We start from the raw sequence: 2,173 nt of genomic DNA, 5'->3' as shown, positions 1-2,173 counted from the left end.
GCCGCGGCCCGTCCGCCGCGAGGGCGCCGAACCCCGCCGGGCGGCCCGCACCAGACGCGCCGCCCGCTCCGCTCTTCTCACCGCCCTCCCCGATGACTCAACCCTTCATCGCCGTCATTCCCGCCCGGCTCGCGTCGACGCGACTCCCGAACAAGCCGCTCGCCGATCTCGGCGGCAAGCCGATGGTCGTACGCGTCGCCGAACGCGCGCGCGAAGCGGGCGCGCAGCAGGTGCTGGTCGCGTCCGACGCGCAGAGCGTGCTCGATGCGGCCCGTGATCACGGCTTCGAAGCGGTGCTGACGCGCGCCGACCATCCGTCCGGCACCGACCGGCTCGCGGAAGTCGCGGCGGCCTTCGGGTGGAGCGACGACACCGTCGTCGTCAACGTGCAGGGCGACGAGCCGCTGATCGACCCGGTGCTCGTACGCGACGTAGCGTCGCACCTCGCCGCCCATCCGGCCTGCGCAATCGCGACGGCCGCCCACCCGATCCACGACGCGGCCGACGTGTTCAACCCGAACGTGGTGAAGGTCGCGCTCGACGCGCAGAGCGTCGCGCTGTACTTCTCGCGTGCGCCGATTCCGTGGAGCCGGGACGCGTACCAGCCGCACTGGCCCGACGTCGCGGCCATGCCTGCGCCCGCGTTCCCGGTCTACCGGCACATCGGCCTCTATGCGTATCGCGCGCGTTTCCTGCGCACGTATCCGACGCTCGCGCAGGCGCCGATCGAACAGGCCGAGCAGCTCGAACAGCTGCGCGCGCTCTGGCACGGCGAGCGCATCGCAGTGCTGATCACCGAGTCCGCGCCCGAAGCCGGAATCGACACGCCGGCCGATCTCGCACGCGTGCAGGCCCTTTTTCAGCCGTCATCAAAATAACCCGTGGCATAATCAGGCGATTGTGCGAGCCGTCCGCGACCAGCGCGTCCTCGCTTGACCCCGCCCGCGGCCCTGCCGGCAGCCGCGCGTCGCTCAACCCGACGCGCCGCATCAGACCGGTCCGCCACGCGCCAGGCAAGCCCCGCGCACGCCGTCGCCGGCGCTTTTTGCGTCTCGCCACACGAATCTACATACTGGAGATATCACCATGCGTTTGATCCTGTTGGGCGCGCCCGGCGCGGGAAAGGGCACCCAGGCAAACTTCATCAAGGAAAAATTCGGCATCCCGCAAATCTCGACGGGCGACATGCTGCGCGCGGCCGTGAAGGCCGGCACGCCGCTCGGCGTCGAGGCGAAGGGCTACATGGACGCCGGCAAGCTGGTGCCGGACGCGCTGATCATCGGCCTCGTCAAGGAGCGCCTGAAGGAATCCGACTGCGCGAACGGCTACCTGTTCGACGGTTTCCCGCGCACGATCGCGCAGGCTGACGCCATGAAGGAAGCCGGCGTCGCGATCGACTACGTGCTCGAGATCGATGTGCCGTTCTCGGAAATCATCGAGCGCATGAGCGGCCGCCGCACGCACCCGGCATCGGGCCGCACGTACCACGTCAAGTTCAACCCGCCGAAGGTCGAAGGCCACGACGACGTGACGGGCGAGCCGCTGATCCAGCGCGACGACGACAAGGAAGAAACCGTCAAGAAACGCCTCGAAGTGTACGAAGCGCAGACCAAGCCGCTGATCACGTACTACGGCGACTGGGCGCAGCGCGGCGAGGAAAACGGCCTGAAGGCTCCGCAGTATCGCAAGATCTCGGGTCTCGGCAGCGTCGAGGAAATCCGCGAGCGCGCGTTTGGCGCACTGAAGTAAGCAGCGCGTCGCGCACCCGCAAGCCGCCCTTTCCGGGCGGCTTTTTTTTGCCCGGATGGAATTCGCACGACCGTTCTGGCCTCGCCGTCGCGCGAGCGCGCCCCGTACAATCGGTCGGATGCCGGGGCCCCTGCTACCAGGCCCCGGCATTTCAACCGATCACGCGGCATCGGATCGGGCGACCGCCTTGCGTGGCAGCGCACACGCGCCGAAGCGCCAACCGCGGTCGACCACCTTGCATGGGTCCGCCCTGAGCGCTGTCGCGCCAGGCGCGCTCAACAACGGAGACAGTCATGGAAATTCGCGGCAACGTGTTTCTGATCACGGGCGGCGCATCGGGCCTCGGCGCCGGCACGGCGCGGATGCTCGCGCAGGCAGGCGGCACGGTCGTGCTCGCCGACCTGAACGACGCGGCGGGCACGGA

The 2,173-nt window shown here is 68.9% G+C and carries 3 protein-coding genes; all 3 read left to right on the top strand.

Annotation, left to right across the window (positions count from 1 at the left end; genetic code table 11):
* Positions 1-92: 92 nt before the first annotated feature.
* Positions 93-878, top strand: coding sequence for a 3-deoxy-manno-octulosonate cytidylyltransferase (kdsB, locus tag G3N93_RS38780; RefSeq protein WP_206135411.1), 786 nt, complete (start codon positions 93-95; stop codon positions 876-878).
* Positions 879-1,086: 208 nt separating this feature from the next.
* The gene (adk, locus tag G3N93_RS38775) at positions 1,087-1,749 is read left to right on the top strand and encodes an adenylate kinase (protein ID WP_011352990.1); all 663 of its coding nucleotides are present in this window, start codon (positions 1,087-1,089) and stop codon (positions 1,747-1,749) included.
* 293 nt (positions 1,750-2,042) lie between these two features.
* A partial coding sequence (locus G3N93_RS38770) for an SDR family NAD(P)-dependent oxidoreductase (RefSeq protein WP_206135412.1) occupies positions 2,043-2,173 on the top strand: 131 nt, incomplete at its 3' end.

Origin of the sequence: Burkholderia sp. Se-20378, assembly GCF_017104665.1 — a bacterium.
GTDB lineage: Bacteria > Pseudomonadota > Gammaproteobacteria > Burkholderiales > Burkholderiaceae > Burkholderia > Burkholderia lata.
Note: the sequence above shows the minus strand (reverse complement) of the source record. Positions and strands in the feature narration are given on the sequence as shown.

Bases quoted from the DNA above. Each gene is read 5' to 3' on its own strand.
- adk (WP_011352990.1), top strand. From the start codon at position 1,087: ATGCGTTTGATCCTGTTGGGCGCGCCCGGCGCGGGAAAGGGCACCCAG.
- kdsB (WP_206135411.1), top strand. From the start codon at position 93: ATGACTCAACCCTTCATCGCCGTCATTCCCGCCCGGCTCGCGTCGACG.